The following is a 20,866-nucleotide window of genomic DNA, read 5'->3' as shown; positions in this document are numbered from 1 at the left end:
ACTAAACAATACTGAAATAGAATCAGCTCCGAAATTTTCTGATAATATAACTCGTGCCATTGATTATACTGTTCCAGGAAACTATCCCATGTTTTTCCTTTCCATAATTTCTTTGTATCATTTTGTGCAATAATTGCTTCTACCTCTTTAAGATTAGAAATAATATCTTGAATCACCAAATCTAGCTTATCGATCGTTTCTGCAACCGCCTGGGGGTTTATGTAAAAATCACATTTCATTTACCATACCTCCATCATTTGTCTATGTATATTATATGCTCGTGTACCATATGTCAAATATTCTCGATATAAAGTTTCTGATAATATTTCTCTTCCATTTCTTTTGCCTCATTATATTGTTTGGACAATCTTTCATATTCCCTCTGCTTTGCTTCTTCTTCCCTTCTTCCCTTCTTTCCTCCTCTTCTCTCCTCTGCTTTTCCTTTTCCTTATCTGTCATCAATATTCTCCCCTTACTTTTGCTTTGTCACATTTAAATCCTGAGATAACCGTAAATCCAATTCACATATAGTATCTGCTGCATATATCAAGTATTCACACATATTGAATACATCAAAATAAAATAATTCATTAATAACAATAGGATTTAATGAATTTGTAATCATACTACTTAGCTGATCGGCAAAATTTCCTTTCACATGCTCTTCCATACATGTCCGTATTAACTGCTCTGCCTCTTGTATTTTTTCACAAGAACTAACAACTAATTTTTCGTTAATTGCATGAAATAATGTTTCCGCATATGCAGGATCCAACTCAAGTCCAGTTTCTGTATTATCTGACATATGGTAACTTCCCCTTTCCTCTTAATTAAAGCTGGTATGATTCAGTTTTTCTCTTTCTTCCCCCAATGGAAAAGATTATGCTAATTCCTCTTCATCCTGTAGTCCTAAAAAAATTAACTGCTTAACCTGCTCATGTTGAAAATAGATTAACTTATTGTCAGCAAGTCCCTGCGGCACATTACATCCACAATAGTCCCATATCACCTCACTATCTTCAGTTTTCTTAACTAAACGAGCAACAATCATTACTTTTTCCTTTTCCGCTGGATTAAGCTTTAATACCGTTCCCAATGGAAGCATTCTTTTCATTTGTTATCCTCCACTTTTTCATATTTTGTATATTAATTATAGAATTTCGCAATTTTGTTGTCAAGATATTCCACTCCATACTATCCCTTATATATGGTAGTGATAACCTTTTCCATAGGCAGTTCTTTAATTGAAATATCAGAAAATTCACAAAGCTCTGCTAATCGGATAATAAACTGATTAATTGAGATTCTGTCAATATCTACCTCAATAGTAAGCTTATGTTCCTCCTCTACTGCAATTACAGCTGCCCCCTCTATTCCTAAATCATATGTTTCACCAGTTCTATTAACATCTGCTTTTTTAGTTAACGTAAGCTCAATAATCTTTTTATTACCCAGGTTTCTTTTTAACTCATCAATGGAACCATCAAATACTTTTTCCCCTTTATTAATAATGATTATGTTCTTTGCCAGCTGTTCCACATCCTGCAAATCATGAGTCGTTAAAATGAACGTAGTCCCTTTTTCATTCATTTTCTTAATAAAATCGCGGATTGTCTGCTTTGCAATGACATCCAGTCCAATGGTTGGCTCATCCAGAAACACAATATCAGGATTATGCAACATAGCCATAATAAACTCACATTTCATACGCTCACCCAGAGAAAGAACACGTGTAGGTCGGAAAATTTTGTCCTCAAGTCCCAATAGTTCTACTAGTAAATCAAGTCTCTCCTTATAATCCTTGTCTGAAATATCATAAATTGCTTTGTTCATCCGAAAACTGTCTATAGGCGGAATATCAAAAACCAACTGGCTTTTTTGTCCGAAAACAGCCCCTATATTTTTCACATATTCAGTTCTGTTTCTACATGGATCACACCCCATTACCTGAATATTTCCTGTGCTTGCATATAAGGTTCCTGTCAGCATTTTGATTGTGGTAGATTTACCTGCTCCATTTGGTCCTAAAATTCCAATGATGTCTCCTTTTCCTACATAAAAGCTTACATCCTTAACGGCATCAACAGATACCTTTTGCCGTCTGAAAAAGCTTTTCAGGCTTTCTCGAAAGCCACTTCCTCTTGTATAGGTAACATATTTTCTGGATAAATTCTCTACCGTAATAATTTTTTCCATTTTTCAGCCCCCTACTCCTTCGTATTGTCTAATCATGTATTTGTACAGGGCAATCCCCACCCATGCAAATAAGATGCAAGGCAAAACAGCTATGTACATTTTAGAATCTGTTTTCTGAAGCAATGCCGCAGCTGGGAAGAATCCAACCATAGCAACTGGTATAAGAAAAGACGTAATTGCCTGAATGGATTTAGAAAATATTTTTTGAGGATAGTTCCCAAAGCGCAGTACACTTTGATATAATTCTGGAATTCTAGAGTTAGCCACCCACTTGAAAGAAGTCGCTGCCATCAGCAGATTAATCCCCAACATAACTAATACTCCTAATAGAAACAAAAATAGAAACTGGAACCACAGAAACAAGTTGGGAACTGGGAGATGGAAAAGCGCCACACCAAAAAGAACAGCACCGCCAAATACTACTCCTATATTTTCTATGCTGAATGTGGCAGCCAAAAGATATCCCATACAATCCACTGGTTTTATCAGTATAATTTCCAATGTTCCTTCCCTTACATGCTCCATCGTACTCCAGACGATTCCAGTAAACAGCATGCTGGACACCCCCATTGACATGGTAAAAACAGATTGTATTAAAAGTACCTGGTACAATGTCCACCCCTCAAAAGAAGCACCTGCTCCATAGATTAACCATGTCATCAGTGGAAATAAAATATTGCTTAAAATAATAATTACACTTTGTAAAATAAAATCTGCCCGATAGGTACTGGCAGCTGCAAAAGCAATCCGAATGGATTCTCTATATAAGATTATGTATTTTTTCAAACCTTTTCACCCTCCTGCCGCAGTGAATTTTTTCAAGGACTTTCGATATAATATTTCACTTAGCAGCATTGTAATTACGACTGCGACGCCTTGTAAAAGTACTATTTGCCAAATCTTCATAGATATACCAGCCAAGCTGTAACTTCCAGAAAAGACTCTGGATGGTACATACAAAATATATTGAAACGGAAGAAAAAATAATAGTTTCTGCATATATTTCGGAAAAAACACCAGTGGAATAAGTCCCCCTGAAAATACGCTGGCAAGAGCCTGAAATACACTGCGGATTCCAGAAGACTGTACAAGCCAGAATGCAGTTAAGCCAATGCAGTAATTCACATAAAAGTTCATGAAAAAAGCAAGCAGAACAGAAAGCACCGTCCAGCCTATGTATTCAGGAACCATATTTATATGAAATATGAAGTGAAAAATAAAAAAACAAGGTATAAATTCTACTAAAAGTCCCAGCACCCTGTGACCTAATTTTTGAGATAATGCAAAAAATCGATGATGCACTGGTCTTAACTGAAAGGTTACGAATTTACCTGTTCTCACAAGCATCTGAAGATTCCAATCAGCAAAATCCATCGTTAAATATCCAATTAGCGCAGATGCTCCAAAATAGCGAAGCATCTGCTGTAGTTCCATTCCATTTAGTGTTTCCTTTCCCCCGTAAACTGCTGTCCAGATAAAATACTGTACTAGAAAATAAACTGGTCCTACAATAATTGAAATCATAGAGTGGGTACGATACGCACTCCATTCTTTGTAAGTTACAAGCGCCACTTCTTTTGCTACATTATAATAATGTAATACTTTTTTCATCTTCTATTTACCTCTTTACAGGATACCTGACCAGATAATCGATGCCACATTTCTTAATCCATGTGCATACCAGTCTCCTTCGTAAAACTGAGCCGTCCATACGGCAACAAATTTTTCTTCATAGTCTATCATCAGACAGCATGTACCAAAACCTTCGTGGCTGATAGTACCTGGTGTAATCATTTGTGACTTACAATCTGCCTGGACTACCTCTGGGCCTAATCCATATGGATGTGGCTCCGCCTTAGCTCCCCAGCAATTACTGATTACTTTGTCCGAAGTATGAACACGCCGCATTGTTTCCAGTGCCTTCCTGCCGATTACTCTTTTTCCATTGTAAGTTCCATTATTCAAAAGCATATTACCAAATTTAATTAAGTCATTACAGGTGGAATAAATGCCCCCGCCAGTACTTGGTATGATATCCTCCTCATCTGGATCTTTCTTATCTCTCTTTAACTGATCCACCTTTTGTTTTCTATATTCCGCAGGCATATTATACCTGTCTGCCCACTCATATTTCTGTCCAAACCTGGTATCCTTCATTTCACATGGTTCTATAATATTTTTTTCTATGTACTGGTGGCAATGTACACCACTTATTCTGGTAATCAATTCCCCTAATATCATATATCCTATAGACGCATAGCTCCACTCTTCCCCTGGCTTACTATGCAGACCCAGCTTCAAAACAGCCTTTATCCAAGACTCTGGCTTATTCTCCTCTATCATTTCCCACCAGCCTACATAATGACCATTTTCATGGACACCAGGATCTGCAATTAAACCAGACGTATGGGTAAGCAAATGCCATATTTGAACGGTATTATAAGGTGGTGTATTAAATTCATCCAGAAATTCTCCCACTCCCTGGTCAAGACGAAGCTTTCCATCCTCCGCAAGCTTTAATATTGCCACTGCTGTAAATACCTTTGTAATAGAAGCAATCCCAAAAATAGTATCTGGTGTAAATGGCCTGTCATCATCCTCTTCACAGCTAAATTTTCCTACTGCATTGTCAACAAACACCTTATGATTTCTAGATAAACAATAACTTCCTGATACGATTTCCTTTTTAGAGATCATTTCTATAAAATGTTCATTCAGTTTTTCTAATCTTGTTCCGTCATAACCAGCCTCTTCTGGTGTAAATGATACGGTTCCTTCTATAATTTTCATCTCGATATCTCCTTCCTTATTCTATCCAGTTTTTCCATACTTCCGGACAGAATCCCGCTGTTGCCAGCTTTCCATTCCGAACTATAGGTGTAATGAGTACCTGTTGGTTTTCCATTAATTTTTCTTCTCTATCTTCTTCTGCCAGATACTGAAGCAGTGCTACTGTATCCTTATCTTTACTCTTAGAATTAATCATATTCTGGTATCCGCCCAGCGCTTGCTTTACGCTTTGAAATTCTCCCTTGCTCATTGTCTTTTCTGCCAAATTAATGTACTGATATTTAATTCCTCTTTCTTTAAAATACCGCTCTGCTTTTTTTGTATCAAAACATTTACTTCTCCCAAATATTTGTATATTCACAGTTTGTCCTCCTTTACTTTCAAAATATTATAGCATATTTTTCTATATTAGGATATACTGAATAATATTAAGAATCTCTATATTTAAGGGGGAAATGTGTATGGATTATATTCCAGCCAAAACAATTGTATCCAACTATCAAACTAATCCTAACTGGTTTGGAACAAATTATACTATGAACATATATAAGGGTTGCTGTCATGGTTGTATCTATTGTGACAGCCGAAGCGACTGCTATAGAATTGAAAATTTTGATAATGTGCGAGCAAAAGAAAATGCTCTTTTACTTACTCGTAATGACCTTAGACGTAAAACCAAAAAAGGAGTTGTTGGAATAGGTTCTATGAGTGATCCCTATAATCCATTTGAAAAGGAACTACAGCTGACTCGTCATGCCTTAGAGTTAATCAGTGCCTTTGATTTTGGTGTGGCACTTGCAACCAAAAGTCCTCTTGTAACTCGTGACATAGATATATTAACTGAAATAAAAGATTTTTCTCCTGTCCTTTGTAAGATTACGATTACTACAGCTGATGCCTCACTGTGCAAAATAATTGAACCCAATGTTGCGTCCTCATCAGAACGATTTGAAGCAGTTCAAAAATTATCAGATGCAGGCATTTATTCTGGCATATTGCTAATGCCTGTTCTACCTTTTATTACGGATACTGAAGAAAATATTCTCTCCATTGTAAAACAAGCCTATGAATGTGGAGCAAAGTTTGTCTACGCCTCCTTTGGTGTCACTCTTCGTTCTAATCAGCGTGATCACTATTATAACATGCTTCAGCAGCACTTTCCTTCTTTACAAGATAAATATATGCGTACTTATGGTAACCGCTATTGTTGTACCAGTCCAAAAGCAAGAAAACTATGGGGGCTGTTTGCAAAAGAGTGCGAAAAATATGGTCTTCTTTATAAAATGCCAGATATTATACGTACTTATAAATCACTTCCACGCCCACGTCAGTTAAGTTTGTTTGATTTTTAGTACTTATATTAGCATAAGTAAAGGCCCTGTTGAAAGTTCAACAAAACCTCTTCCTATGCTTTATTAAGTAGACTTAATTATCTATTCTTACATTTCCACATTTCCATCTTCTAGCAGCAAAGCCTCTAATTCTGGTTCTCCATTTAAAAATCCTATTGCATAAACCGTATAATTCTGATTTGGCATAAGTGTCAAGCCTGGTACTGTTAACACTACGTCTGACGTTCCAGCTGCTCTTACTTGAAGTGTGTAGTCCATTGGCATAACTTCCATATAATGCGTCATTTCCATAAATGAAACATTTCCAAATACTACTGTTCCATCTGGAAGCGTAATATCAACAGCTGGTGCATCTGGAGAAAGATGCACAAAACGAACCATTGCCTGATTCATCTTGGAAGAGTCTTCTTTATCTGAGATAGCATATAATCCTATTTCATCTAAAGTTCCTGCTGCCACAAGCGTCAACATAACATCATTTTCTGCATTTAATATTTTATTTAAAACAGGAGTAGTGTTGGTTCCAGTTGGAAATATAGTTATGTTATACTCACCATCTGGAATACTTAAATATGGTGTATATTCACCAAATGCAATATTTTCAACTATTAATCTATTATTTGCATAAATATCTACTCCCGGTGCATCTGGAACTGCATGCATTATGCGGACGTAATTATCATTCATTTCAATCCCTCATTTTTCAAAATCATACTTTACTATATGATATTTGCAAATGAGGGTTACAAAATTATAACTGATTTAAAATAAATGGATTCTTAATTTTTTCATCTTTCGCAAATAGTACTATTTTCGACATAATCTCAGCTGTCTTAGGATCTTCATCAATAAACGGAAGGAACAGTTTTCCTCTGCTCTGAGAATGTACTGGCAGAACATTAATTTGTGGACCTCCTATTTTATGAATCACACCACTTCCAAGATGAATACTATACTCAGCCCTAGTTCCTTTAATAATGGCATGACTGCCTTCCAAAGTAACATTTTTGATTCCAAACATCGGAAGGTTAAATCCGACAATAACACTTCTCATTTCTATTGTAGAATGACTTGTTTCTGGGTCTACACCGCCAGCATGTGCAACGCTGATAGCCAGATCCACATCTCTCATGACTTCTGAATACACAATATCTGGAACTTCTTCAATGGTAAGTGATTGAAACGTCTTTCTATGAGAAAAATCGACCCATTCTAAAGTAGGTGCTTCTATATCACTTGGGGAAAACCAGTCCGCCATGGCATATATTCTTGCCACAATATCGTCTTTATAATATACCTTTTGAAGCCCTTCTTCATAGTCAGCAATCCATCTCCTTCCTCTTAAACAAGCTACTGTTTTATGAGGTTGAATCTGGTTTCCTGCAAACATCTGAGAACTTCTGTTCTTTTGTTCCTCAGGCATTTTCACGTACAGTTCCCTGAAAACCTGTTTAAATGGCTGCTTCCTCACCAAATCTCCCTCAGAACTTTCAAAGAAATATTTCTGATATTCCGTCCAGTATCCTGCCTGATATAAATCAAATGGATGGGCAACACGAATTTTTTCCTTCTTAGTAACCGGCTGTTCGTTTCCAGCATAATCCACAAGACCAGACTTAGATGGAAATCCTAAAACAACGTCTTCCTTTCCTACTGTCACATATACCAGATTACGAATAATAGGAGCAGCCACTGGATTTTCATTTAACTCCAGAATTTCACTGAGAAGAAATACTTCTCTGTCCTCCATACTTTGCTCAAACATTTTCACCGTACGGGAATATTGGTCCTTCAATTTTTTATGGACCTCATTCATAGCAGCCACGTATTCATCCTTTTTCAATGTAGCTGGAACAGACTTTAAAGCCTTTCCTTTCTTCATACAGCAAATAGAACTTTTTCCAAACTCATCTACCTGAATTCTTAATGATACCTCTCCAAGCTCTTTCCACTCAAAATAATTTTCACAAGATTTTATCAGTTCCGTTTCCATGGAAAGTGTCAGTCGCATAACATCACTATAGCCTGCTACCATTGCAAGATTCTTCATGGCCATCTCCACCGCCTCTGCCTCACTTGCTCTTCTTTGCGCACCAAACTGCTTACTTTCTTTTAAAAATTTCTGTAGATACACATAACGGTGAAGCATGTCCTTTTTACCAGAAAGAGGTACTAGCCCATAGCTCATAACCAGATCCTTATTCCTCTTTTCATTGACTGCCTCCTCTAACTCTGCAATAGATACCTTTCCAAGGGCAGCATCTGCATACTTTCTTGCTCTGGCATGCTTGCTTCCATCCGAAATATATTTTGCACCTTCGTAAAGCATAGAGAAAACAGCTTCTCCTAATTGCTTATAGGCATCTTTAAACCAATTTAAATCAAATGCTCCACGGTACAGCTCTTCCCTGGAAAGTGGCGTAAATTTGGCAATCATAGCCATCTTTCGCTCATCAAAATACTCGCTCATATGTGCCATAAAATAATAACATCCACTCTTCAGCCCCTTATAGCCTAGATATTCTTCCACGATATCTATCCACTGTGGAGCATACATAGCGGTATCTACTAGTCTCTGTTCTGTAATTTCCCTTCCTGTTAACAATTCCTTTAAAGTCTCTGCTTTGTCTTCTGGATTCGGAATACATACCTGCAATAAATGACTAAGACAAGAACTTTTTCTGGTATCTGTTCGCCATCTGGTATCCGTATTTCGGTCGAGCTTATCCTTGCCTAAAGCCGTCAATACTTCAACCATTCTCTCCATTCCATAGATTTCATTTATTTTCAAAATGCTCTCTGAAAAAATTGTTGGTGTATCTCCACGCTTCAATTCAACATTTAAAATCACATCAATGATATTTTTGTAAAAGGAAATCCCTGCTTTACAAAAAGGACTTTCTTTGTTGATTTCTCCAACCAATCCATAAGGTTCTGTTTTCTCCTTATCATACGAAGGTACCGTTTCCATCAACAAATAAGAATACGATTTAATAGTTTCTGTCAAACGGAAATACTCAAAAGAAGCTTTATATACCTCATCTTTTGAAATAAGATTGTAGCAATATGCCATAATATAATCAAATATATTAAGCTGGGTAGAACAGTAAACCTGATGTCCATTTTGATCTGTCCTGGCACCATTCAACTGGAACTTCTGATCTATCTGATAAAACAGATAAAAATGTATTTTAAATTCTTCTTCTCCATCCCATGACCTCCAGTTACTTAATATTTTATTCATGCGATAGGAATTGAGGAATGACACTTTCTCTTGATATTTACTTTCCTGATACCATAATGCCTCTTCTGGAAAACTCTCTATAATGTATATCAAGATATTCCGGCTTAACTCCTTCGCTGTTTTCTCATCAAAGTATAAGCTGATTATAATACATAGCGCCTGATAAATCACCCCGGTACCATCGCTGCCATATTTATAGCTTGACAAGTCAATTTCCAGTGCTTTTCCAAAAATAGCAGTCTCATATTTCTTATACACATCCTGATTATTAATTTCTTTTAAACCAGTGTGTACTGCAAGATACATATTATAAAGGGTCCTAAAGTCTTTGATTTCCTTATTATAGAACTCACACCAAAGCTCCTTAAACGGATATTGATCCGCATAGGCAACCCCATCCCCCCAGGTTAATTGTTCCAAACCATTTCCAAGAAGTCTTTTTTCTCCCCATCGGTTTTCATAAGTGCATGTTCTATGTTCCTCAATAAATTGATCCAATTTATCAAACAATTTTTGTATTTTCTTTTTTGATAAACTAAAGAAATCTTTAAATACCTTTTCTTCTCCCTTCATTACAGGAATTTCTACCAATGCGTCTGGATTATAAAGTCCATAGCCCTTTTCATTTAAAATACTATTTGAAACACCACCCTCACAGATTTCCTGAATCAGTATCTGCTCTTTGGCTGATGGATTTTCTATTGCCTCTACCAGTTCAACCATTCTTTCTGTCAGCAGCTTTTGTGACTCTTCCTTCTGACATTGAAGTACTAAATCCAATCCACCAATTCTGCTTTCTTCCTTTTTAGACTGTAAAAGCCTGCCCACAGAATTTATTAAGTCTTCCCCATTTCTTTTACAAAGCATACCAATCACAAAATTACGGACATCTGCATTCTTATATTTCATCATATCTTCCAACATGATATATTGATGCTGTTCCAACTGCATCTTTTCTACCAAAGTAAATGCTGTTTCTCTTGTACTGGTTTCTCTGTCTGAAACAGCTTTGATCAATGTTTCTTTTTGGAATTCGTTCTTAGGGTTATGTAAAAGCAGTTCCAAAAAAGAATCTCGTCCCGAATAATAATCAGAGCTGTCAACAGCAGAAAGTACCGAAACTGCATAATCAATATACAAATCCTCCTGTAACATATAAGCTGTCATACAAATTCTTTTTGCCAGCTGACTTTTACTTATGCTGATACTGTACCATGGAAAAATACATGGATTATACTCCATTTTCTTCTTTTTCATTTTTTCATACATGTATTTCAGCATCTCAAAATGACTTTGTGCCTCTTCTCTCGATTCAAACAATTCTGTAACTGGAACCTTTTTATATATTTTTTCTACTGTTCCATTCTCTGCTGTTTTACTCTTCATTGCATGATATACCAAATTTTCTACTTCGCTTAAATAAGTGGGTATAAAAGCAGCCACAAATTCCATATCTTCATAATGCTTTTCTATCATTTTTTTTGCTGCAATTTCACTAAATCTTTGATAGGACAAACAGCGGTTATAATAGGACATAGTCAGCTTTTGATTTTTTGTTCCAGACTCTACGTACTCTTTCATAACTTCAACAGCGTCCCCAACCTCAAAAAAACCAAGTGACCACAAACCAATCATAATTTCAATGCTGTCATTACTCTTGGTATACGCAAGAGCCTTTTCCTTATTATGAACGCCTTCTTTCATTAGGTCTAACATTTTTCCTGTGATTCTGTCCACATTATTTTCGTCACAAATGCCCGTCCATGTTGCAATTGCTCTTTTTACAGAAGAAAAACGTATCAGATTATTTTCATATATCACATCAAAAAGAGTCAGAAAAGCTTCTGTCACACCACAATCCATATTTTCACAAATTGCCTGCCGTATGCCCTCCTGAAGCCTTGCTGCTAATAGAAAATCTCCTAATAACGTATGTAAATCCTTATCATCACTTTTTATAATTCCACGAATGATATCTGTAGTAACAATCCCTGTATTATTTTCGCTGAGTATCATATCTTGTATGGATTTTTTCAAAACAGCATCACCCAAATCAAGTTTTGCTGCAATTATATCGTCCAGCTGATTTAGCCTGCTGTAATATCCATAGTTATATTTATAATCTCTCTTTTCCTCATCCATCTGATCAAGGAGATAACTATTCAAATCACATTCATAAATTCCAAATTGATAATAAGTATCCAGCAGACGAAAGATTGTATGAAAATGAGGTTCATATTCTTTACTTCTGACACTGCGGCGGCTTATTCCTTCTGCATACTGAAATTTATTATACTTATCAATAATATAATAAAAATCCTTTTGTTCTTTCTTAGGAACATATAAGTCTATCAGTTCCTTATAGTTCTCTTCCATATACTGACTTGGGCATAAATTATCCTGTTTTTTCATAGCGGCAATTACTTTTTCAACCTCTAACTTACCTTCATAATAACTGGTATTATTTTCCTTAAACAGTTCTTTTACTTCCTCACTAACAGTGGAACACTTTTTTTCCCATCTCTTTTTGTACTCATCCAGCAGCTGTCTTCGCGTTGTGTAATTATATTCTTTCATAGTCTTCTCCTGTTCATCACCATAATCTTCCACTTAACATTGTCATACGTACAAATGTCACACTGGTATCTTCTTTAAGGATTATTTTATCCTCCAGATGCTCCTGTTCCACATCATCTATAAATATAACCACTATACCATCTAAGAAAGACTGCCTTGCATTCTCCACTGCATCCTTTTCGTTCGGGACATTCGTTCCATAATTAACACCAAAAGAAACCTTTCCCGACATAGCTTTATCCTCAATTTCTTCCTTGGTAAACACCGTCAGAACTTCCTTCTTCTCCTGTCTTTCCTGATATTCCTTTACACACGCCTTTACCGTTTCTTCAATTAGTTCTCCAACTGTTCCTGGCGTTTTCTCCAATTCAAAATAGGCAGCATCTACTGTGTTTTTCCTCTTACCGAGATGCTTTACATTTACTTTTAAGCGCATTTTCTCCTCCTCTATACGGGAATCCAGACAATAAACTCTGTTCCCTCCATATGCCTTTATTGTAGAAATAGGGGCCTTAAAGTCATGGGAAATACATGTAATTAATTCCTTTTCACTTCGCTTTAAGGCTTCTTCCTCACTATATACAATTACTCCGCTGGTATCCGTAATTACAACAGGATACCTTACTTTCCCATACCAGAACTTGTCAAATCCCCCTCCTAATACAATCACGATTACCAAATCAAGCATACATTGCCTTTTAAAAAATGCTTTTTGATTCATATGTCTCCGAACTCATTCATACCCCAGATTTTATCATATATCTGCTCCTTTGTGAATACCTGGTTCTTTTAATTTGCCAAAACAGCTGGAATAAGGCACTCTCCTTCTTTTAAATTATAGCCTGTTCCTTTTTTTCCTGATGCAAATACAGTTTTAAATCTGGAGAACCACATTCTTGTACCAGTTCTTTATAGGGTGCCTTCCACGAGCTCATAATAACAAGAGAGCTTGTCATCAGCATATTACATAACATAATAATGAATACAATCAGAATACTTTGCAGTTTTCTTTTTCTTAGTTTCTTTATCCACATAAAAAATCCTCTTTTCATTTTCTATTCTTATCTTAAATCATACCGTAAGAATTTTAAATAAAAAGAGGATATTTATGAATAATTATGAATAAAACATTATTATCTGTTCTTTAAATCTGAAATACACTGACTTTTTCAATTACGGTATTGGTCATGTTATTTAGCAATCCCGCACTTGATGCCACTTCCTCTGAGCCTGCATGTATTTCCTGGGAAGATGCATATATATCTTTCGATGCTTCTAATATTTCTCTTGATATAGTCGAAGCTGCTTCTATCTTGCAAACAACCTCTCCTTTATCTTCGCTTAATACCGTCATTTTATCTGCAACATATTTAATCTGAGGAATCATTTCACCTACCTCGCCCATAATTTCCCGAAATGTCAACATAAACTCATCTGAAACTTTCATTTCCTCCTCAATCCTACTATCCAAATCTGAGAAATCATTTAGCACCAATGCAGTTTCAGTTGAAATCTCTTCCATAACCTTTGCAATTTTATTGGACGACAATTTCGTTTCCTCTGATAATTTTTTAATCTCTTCTGCCACTACAGCAAAGCCTTTTCCCACCTCACCAGCTCTTGCTGCTTCAATGGACGCATTTAACGCAAGCAGATTCGTTTGATTTGCTATATTACTAATAAATGCTGTTGTTTCTGTAATTTTATGAATACTTTCATCCAGAGAACGAATCTTATCTCTTGTTTTAGAAAATGTATCCTCTACTTGTAGAACCGACGCTGATAATTTTTGTATTGCAGCAGTTCCACTTGTGGATTTATCAGAAATATTTCCTGTGTTACTCTCGATATTTCTAATACGCACTACCATGTCATCCATGTTTTGTCCAAAGTCTGTTATAAATACATGAATCTGATCCAGTTCTTCCGTTTGTTCTAAAATGCCCTTGTTTATTTCTCCAATGTATCCTCCAGCTGAATTTGCAGATACCGATACCTCATTGGATGCTGCGGATAAGCTACCTGCACTTTGATCCAGAACATATGTCATCTGCTTGATTTCACCAATTAAAAGACGAAGCTTTTCTGCCATATGATTAAAATTTTCTGCAAGTATTCCAAACTCATCTTTTCTAATATCACGAAGTCTTACTGTCAGATTACCTTCTGCAATCTGCGTAGTGGATTCAATTATGCAGCTAAGCCGCTTAAACAACTTCTTAGTAAAAAACCAGGTAACTACACTGGAAATAATCAATATAACCAAAGCCAGTGCCACCATTGCTTTCCTTGCATAACTAATTTCACGTGAAATAACATTTACTAGAAAATCGCAGGCTAAAATCCCCACTACCTGCCCGGAAGAATCCTTTATAGGTACTACCGCGCTAAGCATTCTCCCATATTCTGGGTCTCCCCCGACTTCTGTATAACCACTAAGCCCTTTATCCATTGCATTAAAAAAAGCTGCATCGTACTCGTCAACCTCTTCCACCTCACCAAGTACAATTTCTTCATCACTGCTATACACATAGCTATATTCGTCATCACTAACCTTTGTCATCGTATATAAATACGTGCATCCTGTACTCTCCTTCACCTGCCGTATTAAATCGTTCATTTTAAGAAAAGTATCGTCAGATTCATTCTGAAGCTCTGCTTGTCGTTTAAATTCATCCCCATCCAGCTGATAGCTAAATGTTTTAACAATAGACAATGCCTGTTCCCCAATTAATTTTTCTCCCGTTTTTGATAACTCATAAATAGAAAATACGCCAATGGAAATGCACAAAACAATCGAAAGTACTTCCACGAAGAGTAATGCCTTGGCCTTAATTGATAAATTCATTTGTTCCACTCCTATTTTATCTTCTGTTCTCCCTGTCCCATTCTATACCTCAAAACTTCTTAGTCATTCTATCATATAAATATTTATGTGTAAACCATCTGGAAAATCACGCATAATTTGAACGATTATCACATAAAAAGAAGCATTCACAGTCATACCCTGCTCATGCTTCTTTTATTCATTTACTACATTTCTTCACAAAAGCTGTCGTAACGCTTTTGAATTGTTTTGTTGTAATTCTCAACCTTTCTTTCATACTCTTTTAACATATATTCTGAGCTTAAAAGAAAATCTGCGGTGGACTTATTATTTGCAATCGGAATATCATATACGACTGCAATTCTTAGCAATGCCTTCACATCGGGATCATGAGGCTGTGACTCTAATGGATCCCAAAAAAACACTGCAAAATCAATGTTTCCCTCTACAATTCTGGAACCAATCTGTTGATCTCCACCAAGAGGACCACTATTATAAGCTTTTACTGGTAATCCAGTTTTTTCAGCAATTAATCTTGCCGTAGTTCCTGTTCCACATAAAAAATGATTTTTTAAAATATCCTTATTTCTTTCTGCCCACGCAACCAATTCCTGTTTCATATTATCATGAGCAATCAACGCGATATGCTTCTGTTTTGGTATTGTAAAATAAATGTAATCGTCGTTTACCATCGTATGTCTCCTTTACACGCCTAAATATTTCATATTATAACATAAACCGCTGTAATCCGCTATACTAAATTACTCAACTACTTGTATTGAATGCTTATCTGCCTTACAGGTTTTTCCTCCATCTGTTTCGACGGAACGTGATAACATAGATAAGACCACGAGTGCATTCGTCCACAGCCATGGCAACCCATATCCCCTGTATGCCCCAGTGCAAAACAACACCAAACAAGTAGGACAAAAAGCAAGCTAGTATCCAGTGTCCTGATATTCCTACGGTAATAGGTACTTTTACATTCCCTACCCCAATTAGCATTCTAGTCATTACAATATTAACAGCACGTCCAAATTCCAAAAAGATTTCAATCAGCAGCAGCTTTTTCCCCACTTCAAAAACTTCAGGTATATCTGTAAAAATCCTGAATATCAGATTACTGTTGAAATACAATAAGGTAGATAACCCAACACAACAGATAAAAGCAATTTTCAGAGTATCCCATACCCGCTTTGTCAAATCATCAATTCGCCTTGCACCTAAAAGGTATCCCACTATAATCTGGGTCGCCTGGGCTATGGCTATGGCATATACATAGGAAAAATTAGCAAGTATGCTGCAATACCCTTTTGTAATGGTCATTACTTTTCCAAATGAATTAATCATTCCTAAAATAAAAAGCTGGGAAACCTGATACGATAAGCTTTCCAAACCAGACGGAAGTCCAATCATTATTATTTTTTTAAAAATAGGGAATGGATTTTTCTTAAGGTACATCCATCGGAATTTGATCTTTGTTTTGCGAAATAATAATATAGTAATTAGGCTTAAGCCAATGGTTTTACTAATGCCCGTAGAAACGGCTGCTCCTGCAACCCCTAATTGTGGAAAGAAAGACCATCCGTTTATTAAGACAAAATTCCCAAAAACATTTAAAATATTCATAATAACAGAAACATACATAACCTGCTTTAGAAATGTATGACTTCGTAAAATAGCGGCAATATTCAAATAGAGTCCCTGTACAATAATAAAAGATGCCACAATCAGCAGATATCCTGTGGTTTCTCCTAAAATTTCAGCATCCACATTCATGGCTGCAAAAATTTTAGAACGAAAAACAAATATAATAAGAGTCGCCAGAAAACTGGAAAATGTAATAATAGAAACAGATAACGTACAAGTCTGATTAGCTTTTTCCTGATCTCTGGCTCCTATAAATTGAGAAAGCACTACGGTAGTTGCCATGCTCATCATGTTCAGCACAATAATAACAATACTCATTATCTGATTTCCATTTACAATTGCCGCAACTGACATTTTTCTATAATGGCCGACCATTATCTGATCGATATTTCCTACTAAAAGCTGTAATAACAATTCAACAAAAATTGGTAATGACATTTTAAAAACATAGCTGTTTGTTTTCATTTTATCTAAATCATTTGTTTCTTCCATAAGTCACCTTTTCCTTCTGTCCATGCATATTTGAATTTTCATTATAAACTCTTTTTAGCTATTTGTACATGTATATTATTTTAATAATTTTTCTATATTCAATAGCCCCCAACCCTGCTTTTCATGTGGCCAGCCTAAATCTTCAGCACAATTTTTAATGCGGATTTTTACTTCTCTGGTGGTCATATCAGGATACTTGCAAAGCAGCAATGCAATTGCCCCTGACACAATCGGTGTTGACATTGAAGTTCCACTTTTGGCAATATAACTGCCCGACGGCCTAATACCCCATAGAAAACCCGTATTTCTTCGGATTAGATTACAGCTGACAATATTACTGCCTGGTGCAACAATATCTGGTTTCTTAACACATGCTTCCGTAGGTCCTCTTCCAGAATAATTTTTAGCTGTACTTCCCATCAAATCCACTGACACATCATCATCTGAGGCTCCCACTGTAATTATTTTACGGCTGATTCCTGGTGCACCAATTGTTTTTGGCTTTGGGCCGCCATTCCCCGCTGGTGTTCTATTTACACAAAATATTCTGCACAAAGTCAAATAATTTCTTTGAAACAATTGGATCATGGCAGTTTTCTACACATATCCATTGACTTCTTTTTCTGTTGCATTTCTTTTTCATTCCAATCTGAACCGCCTGCTGCCTTCCATTCACAATGGTTCCAATATAAACAGGGTTTTTTAATATTCGAGAAATTGTGCTTTTACTCCAAATCGTCTTTCCGTTGTTGCCTTCCTTTTTATCTTTGCCTGCCTGGCTGAGTCTCTCTTTTCTATATTCAGATGGCGGTAATATCCCTTCCTGATTCAGCAGACTGGCAATTTCATCTAATTTCAATCCTTCACTTCTTAATTGGAAGATTCTTTTTACCACAACAGCACTTTTTCTATCCACCTCCAGACGCCCTTTGTTCTGGGTTGACTTTAAATATCCAAAAGGGGCTGCTGCTCCCATAAAGCACCCCCTTTTCTTTCTTATTTCCAGTGCAGCTTTTACCTTTTGCGAAATATCTTTACTATACAAATCATACACAATTGTTCTAAATGAAACGTCTATTCCTGCAATATTTCCTTTCACTGAAAAGCTGTCATAGAAATCATTAATTGCAATAAATCGAATATTCCATTGAGGAAATACTACCTCCAGATAGGTTCCTGTTTCAATGTAATTTCTTCCAAACCTAGAAATATCCTTTACAATAATACACTGGAGAATTCCTTTTTCCGCCCACTGAAGCATTTTTTGCACGCTGTCTCTTTGAAAACTAGTTCCGCTAAACCCGTCATCAGCAAACTCAATGATTTCCCAATCTATAAATTCTTCTCTTCTATGAATGAAATCCAGAATATACTGTCTTTGATGTGCTAAACTATTTTCGCCCTGATTCTCTGCCAGTCTTTCTTCCTTTGAAATACGTAAATAAATCCCTGCTTTATTTCTCACTCTAGACCTCCTTCTTCCTTCTGACTTCTTTTGCTTTCCAGAATATTTCCGCTGTCACTAAAGGTTCCTGAGTCTTTTTGCAAATTCCCCACTTATCTTCAGTCAACCGTATTCGCTTTTCTCCCAAAAATAGTCTTGACTGGGATTTTCCAAAAGCCATATCACCCATATATACTGGATTATCAACTATCCTTCTAACCGTAGAAGGGTACCACCATTTCATCTCTTTCATTGACTCCTTGCGATAGAACCCCTTTTGAAACCGGTATCCTGCTGGTGATACGATTCCTCTCTCATTTAAATTCCTTGCCACTTGTGAATAACCTTTTCCCTCAATGATTTGGTTGAAAATCTCTCTTACAACATCTTTCGTTTCTTGATCTACAACAAGCTTGTGCTTACCTTCCTTTGACCATAAATACCCATAAGGCGGGCATCCTCCCATAAAATGTCCTTGCCTTTGTTTTGCTTCCATTACATTTGCAACTTTTCTTGATATATCTTTTGCATAAAAATCATTTACAAGATTGCGTAATGCAAATTCCATATGCATTGTTTCAAAGGATTTGTTGCAGCTATCTATTCCATCATTCACCGAAATAATCCGAACTTTTTTTTCTGGAAAATACTGTTCTACATATTTTCCCGTTTCGATATAATTTCTACCCAGTCTAGATAAATCCTTTATAATAATACAGTTCACCTTTTTATCTTCTACTGCTTTCATTAACCTTTTCCACCCAGGTCTGGCAAAATGTGTTCCTGTATAACCATTATCACAAAAAATATCAACTAGCTGAAAGTCTGGCTTACTATCCACATATTCTCTTAGCAGCTGCATCTGATTTTCAATGGAATCACTTTCTTCCAGTTCCTCATTGGAAAGACGTACATAAATTCCAGCCTGGGTTCTGCTTTCCTTCGTATTCTTTCCCTCCCTGCCTATACTTTTTCTACTCCTACGGGACATTCTGCCACCTCCGCCGCTAATGGTCTTGACTTTGATATAAGTCTGAAAAATCTGCCAAAATTTCTATTTCATTATTTTCACAAATAAAAATTGTATCTATCAGCCACATAACCAAACACCTTTTTTCTAGTACTGCTTTTTCTTTGCCAGTATGCAGAAACCATTGTCTGATTACTAGCAAGACTGTTTTTTCCAAAACATCTTCTCTGATTTTATGATTACTTTTACAGTTACCTCCCCTATAAGAAGAACAGACATAGTACACATATCTTCTTTCCTGGTATACCGTTGTTTTACGAACCATACTCTGTCTGCAATCTCTGCAAAAAAGCATACCAGCAAACAGATACAATTTTTTTTCCTTTGGTGCTGTGCGGGTATCTTTTTCCAGCATTTTATTTACTTTTCTAAAAACAGCTTCTCCCACCACTGGTTCATGCCTGTTTTTAACCTTAATCCAATCCTTCTCCTCTATCATTGTTCGAACTTTAACCTTATAATTAGGAGTTGTCACCCTGCCCTGAACCATCGTTCCAATATATACTTCGTTCTTTAAAATCCGATTAACCGCCGTCACAGTCCACTTTCCTTGTGTACCTTGGCAAAAACCCGACTCAAATTTTAGTCCCATTGCCTTTTTGTATTGCAAGGGAGACAATATTTTCATCTGGTTCAGCCTTTCTGAGATTTCCTGCTGATTCATCCCAATCAGCTTCCATTCAAATATTTTTTTAACAATAGTTGCTGCATACGGATCCTTCACCAGCTGATTTTTATTTTCAGGATCTTTACAATATCCATAAACGGCAAAAGCCCCTGTAAACTCCCCTCTTCTTCGCATTGCTTCCAGCTGGCTTCTCACTTTAATAGAAATATCTCTGCTATATGAATCATTTATTAGATTTTTCACTGGCAGTAAAAAGTAATCACTCCTGCCACTTCTGTTTTCACTGTCATATTGGTCAGTTATAGCAATAAAACGGATTCCTAGCAGGGGGAAAATCCGCTCCAGATAATTTCCCACTTCAATATAATTTCGTCCAAACCGAGATAAATCCTTTACGATAATGCAGTTAATTTCTCCTCTTTTTGCTTCTTCTAGCATTTCCTGAAATGCAGGACGCTGAAAATTCACACCGCTGAACCCATCATCTACTTTTTCTTTCATTAGCCGTATATCTAGATTCTGCTTTACAAATTCTTGTATAAATGCTTTTTGGTTTTCTATACTTGAGCTTTCCTCATCTTCCCGTGACAGTCTAATATAAGCTGCTGCAATAAAAATCTGGTTCATCTGCTATTA

Annotated in this window: 20 protein-coding genes and 1 pseudogene; 1 reads left to right on the top strand and 20 read right to left on the bottom strand. The window is 36.3% G+C overall.

The genetic code is table 11. The features are described 5' to 3' along the window. From BM305_RS19040 to BM305_RS08975, 9 genes are all read right to left on the bottom strand, one after another. A partial coding sequence (locus BM305_RS19040) for a hypothetical protein (RefSeq protein WP_177214648.1) occupies positions 1 to 239 on the bottom strand: 239 nt, incomplete at its 3' end. A gap of 31 nt (positions 240 to 270) precedes the next feature. Next, positions 271 to 459, bottom strand: coding sequence for a hypothetical protein (locus tag BM305_RS09010; protein ID WP_092560375.1), 189 nt, complete (start codon positions 457 to 459; stop codon positions 271 to 273). 13 nt (positions 460 to 472) lie between these two features. Then, entirely contained in the window at positions 473 to 805 is a 333-nt protein-coding gene (locus tag BM305_RS09005; RefSeq protein ID WP_092560374.1) for a hypothetical protein, read from the bottom strand. A 75-nt stretch (positions 806 to 880) separates the two neighbouring features. After that, positions 881 to 1,114, bottom strand: coding sequence for a DUF4176 domain-containing protein (locus tag BM305_RS09000; RefSeq protein WP_092560373.1), 234 nt, complete (start codon positions 1,112 to 1,114; stop codon positions 881 to 883). Between the two features lie 80 nt (positions 1,115 to 1,194). Beyond that, entirely contained in the window at positions 1,195 to 2,196 is a 1,002-nt protein-coding gene (locus BM305_RS08995) for an ABC transporter ATP-binding protein (protein ID WP_092560372.1), read from the bottom strand. Between the two features lie 3 nt (positions 2,197 to 2,199). Next, positions 2,200 to 2,982: an ABC transporter permease gene (locus tag BM305_RS08990; protein ID WP_092560371.1), complete on the bottom strand. Its 783-nt coding sequence runs from the start codon at positions 2,980 to 2,982 to the stop codon at positions 2,200 to 2,202. A 6-nt stretch (positions 2,983 to 2,988) separates the two neighbouring features. Beyond that, positions 2,989 to 3,807, bottom strand: coding sequence for an ABC transporter permease (locus BM305_RS08985; RefSeq protein WP_092560370.1), 819 nt, complete (start codon positions 3,805 to 3,807; stop codon positions 2,989 to 2,991). 15 nt (positions 3,808 to 3,822) lie between these two features. Next, positions 3,823 to 4,986, bottom strand: coding sequence for a serine hydrolase domain-containing protein (locus BM305_RS08980; RefSeq protein WP_092560369.1), 1,164 nt, complete (start codon positions 4,984 to 4,986; stop codon positions 3,823 to 3,825). Positions 4,987 to 5,002: 16 nt separating this feature from the next. Next, positions 5,003 to 5,347, bottom strand: a complete 345-nt coding sequence (locus BM305_RS08975; RefSeq protein ID WP_092560368.1) for an arsenate reductase family protein — start codon at positions 5,345 to 5,347, stop codon at positions 5,003 to 5,005. 100 nt (positions 5,348 to 5,447) lie between these two features. On the opposite strand from BM305_RS08975, the gene BM305_RS08970 reads away from it, so the two are divergent. Then, positions 5,448 to 6,338, top strand: coding sequence for an SPL family radical SAM protein (locus BM305_RS08970; protein WP_092560367.1), 891 nt, complete (start codon positions 5,448 to 5,450; stop codon positions 6,336 to 6,338). Between the two features lie 87 nt (positions 6,339 to 6,425). Here BM305_RS08970 and BM305_RS08965 read toward each other — a convergent pair whose 3' ends face one another. From BM305_RS08965 to BM305_RS08915, 11 genes and pseudogenes are all read right to left on the bottom strand, one after another. Next, positions 6,426 to 7,025 (bottom strand): DUF4397 domain-containing protein, encoded by a 600-nt coding sequence (locus BM305_RS08965; RefSeq protein WP_092560366.1) that lies wholly within the window; start codon positions 7,023 to 7,025, stop codon positions 6,426 to 6,428. Positions 7,026 to 7,089: 64 nt separating this feature from the next. Then, positions 7,090 to 12,159: a DUF4132 domain-containing protein gene (locus BM305_RS08960; RefSeq protein ID WP_092560365.1), complete on the bottom strand. Its 5,070-nt coding sequence runs from the start codon at positions 12,157 to 12,159 to the stop codon at positions 7,090 to 7,092. Between the two features lie 16 nt (positions 12,160 to 12,175). Next, positions 12,176 to 12,880, bottom strand: a complete 705-nt coding sequence (locus tag BM305_RS19480; protein WP_242940503.1) for a histidine kinase — start codon at positions 12,878 to 12,880, stop codon at positions 12,176 to 12,178. 109 nt (positions 12,881 to 12,989) lie between these two features. Further along, on the bottom strand, positions 12,990 to 13,193 hold the full coding sequence (locus BM305_RS08950) for a hypothetical protein (RefSeq protein WP_092560364.1): 204 nt from the start codon (positions 13,191 to 13,193) through the stop codon (positions 12,990 to 12,992). A gap of 110 nt (positions 13,194 to 13,303) precedes the next feature. Continuing rightward, complete coding sequence (locus tag BM305_RS08945) at positions 13,304 to 15,007, bottom strand: methyl-accepting chemotaxis protein (RefSeq protein WP_092560363.1); 1,704 nt, start codon at positions 15,005 to 15,007, stop codon at positions 13,304 to 13,306. 185 nt (positions 15,008 to 15,192) lie between these two features. Next, the gene (locus BM305_RS08940) at positions 15,193 to 15,678 is read right to left on the bottom strand and encodes a methylglyoxal synthase (protein WP_092560362.1); all 486 of its coding nucleotides are present in this window, start codon (positions 15,676 to 15,678) and stop codon (positions 15,193 to 15,195) included. Between the two features lie 103 nt (positions 15,679 to 15,781). Beyond that, a complete protein-coding gene (locus tag BM305_RS08935) occupies positions 15,782 to 17,128 on the bottom strand; it encodes an MATE family efflux transporter (RefSeq protein WP_092560361.1) in 1,347 nt (448 codons plus the stop codon). 75 nt (positions 17,129 to 17,203) lie between these two features. Continuing rightward, positions 17,204 to 17,650 (bottom strand): annotated as a pseudogene (locus BM305_RS08930) (S8 family serine peptidase); the annotation flags it as partial. A 7-nt stretch (positions 17,651 to 17,657) separates the two neighbouring features. Further along, positions 17,658 to 18,593 (bottom strand): recombinase family protein, encoded by a 936-nt coding sequence (locus BM305_RS08925; RefSeq protein ID WP_092560359.1) that lies wholly within the window; start codon positions 18,591 to 18,593, stop codon positions 17,658 to 17,660. Between the two features lies 1 nt (position 18,594). Further along, a complete protein-coding gene (locus BM305_RS08920; RefSeq protein WP_092560358.1) occupies positions 18,595 to 19,563 on the bottom strand; it encodes a recombinase family protein in 969 nt (322 codons plus the stop codon). A gap of 16 nt (positions 19,564 to 19,579) precedes the next feature. Beyond that, positions 19,580 to 20,857 carry a recombinase family protein gene (locus BM305_RS08915; RefSeq protein ID WP_092560357.1) on the bottom strand — a complete coding sequence of 426 codons (1,278 nt, stop codon included), beginning with the start codon at positions 20,855 to 20,857 and terminating at the stop codon, positions 19,580 to 19,582. Positions 20,858 to 20,866: the final 9 nt, after the last annotated feature.

Source organism: Anaeromicropila populeti (genome assembly GCF_900112775.1).
Taxonomy (GTDB): domain Bacteria; phylum Bacillota; class Clostridia; order Lachnospirales; family Lachnospiraceae; genus Anaeromicropila_A; species Anaeromicropila_A populeti.
The sequence above is the reverse complement of the archived record's forward strand: the minus strand, read 5'-3'. Positions and strand labels throughout refer to the sequence as shown.